The sequence below is a fragment of the Vibrio sp. 10N.261.52.A1 genome (genome assembly GCF_002876325.1).
Classification (GTDB): Bacteria; Pseudomonadota; Gammaproteobacteria; order Enterobacterales; family Vibrionaceae; genus Vibrio; species Vibrio chagasii.
Genome location: NZ_MCYD01001163.1, coordinates 1 through 1,085 on the forward strand (window position 1 = coordinate 1; position 1,085 = coordinate 1,085).

Annotated in this window: 2 protein-coding genes; one reads left to right on the plus strand and one right to left on the minus strand. The window is 40.8% G+C overall.

The window, feature by feature from the left end; genetic code table 11:
• Positions 1–134: 134 nt before the first annotated feature.
• Complete coding sequence (gene yhbY / locus BCT81_RS24895; RefSeq protein WP_004738252.1) at positions 135–431, minus strand: ribosome assembly RNA-binding protein YhbY; 297 nt, start codon at positions 429–431, stop codon at positions 135–137.
• 114 nt (positions 432–545) lie between these two features.
• Here yhbY and rlmE point away from each other — a divergent pair.
• A partial coding sequence (gene rlmE / locus BCT81_RS24900) for a 23S rRNA (uridine(2552)-2'-O)-methyltransferase RlmE (protein ID WP_102426198.1) occupies positions 546–1,085 on the plus strand: 540 nt, incomplete at its 3' end.

Consider the following 1,085-nt stretch of genomic DNA (forward strand, 5'->3'; position numbering starts at 1 on the left):
ATATCTAATTGAATTTTCTTTGTTTCTGATAAGTAAAAAGGTCGCTAAATGCGACCTTTTTCGTTTCTCACGCTACACTAAAAGATAAGCGCACTGGCTATCCCTTTGTGAAGTCAGCTTATTATATAGCTAACTTACTTACGTGGAATCTCGATTTTACGTGCTTCTGATTGACGGAATAGTACTAGAACTTTACCGATAGTCTGTACTTTCTCAGCTTTAGTTTCACGTACAATTGCATCGATAATTAGCTGCTTAGTTTCACGGTCTTCTGATGCAACTTTAATTTTGATCAGTTCGTGGTGGTCTAGAGCTAATTCGATTTCCGCTAGAACAGCTTCAGTAAGTCCATTTGCGCCCATTAGCACTACAGGTTTTAAACTGTGAGCTAGGCCCTTTAGATGCTGCTTTTGTTTGGTACTTAGGTTCATTACGCGGCCAATTTTCTTTACTATTAGGGTTGAAAAAACCTATTTTAACGCCATCTAATGCTGAAGACTATAATTTATTCGGCAATTAGTACTTTCCTCCACTTTAGGTATCCAATGAGCAAACAGAAACACTCGGCCAGTTCAGGCCGTTGGTTGAAGGAACACTTCGACGACAAGTACGCAAACGAAGCAAGAAAGAAAGGCTATCGCTCACGTGCTTATTTCAAAATGGAAGAGATTCAAACGAAAGATAAATTGCTGTCTCCAGGGATGACCGTTGTGGATTTAGGTGCAGCGCCTGGTGGTTGGTCTCAATATGCTGCTAAGATAGTTGGAGACAACGGACAAATCATTGCGTGTGACTTGTTACCAATGGATCCGATTGCTGGCGTTAGCTTCTTACAAGGCGATTTTCGTGAAGACGCTGTTCTTGAAGCCTTATTGGAACGTATACAACCAAACATGGTTGATGTCGTGATGTCAGATATGGCACCTAATATAGCGGGCAACAACTCTGTAGATCAGCCTAGAGCTATGTATTTAGTTGAATTAGCTTTGGATATGTGTCGACAAGTTCTAGCTACCGATGGTAGTTTTGTTGTAAAAGTATTCCAAGGCGAAGGGTTTGATCAATACGTTAAAGACGTCCGTGAG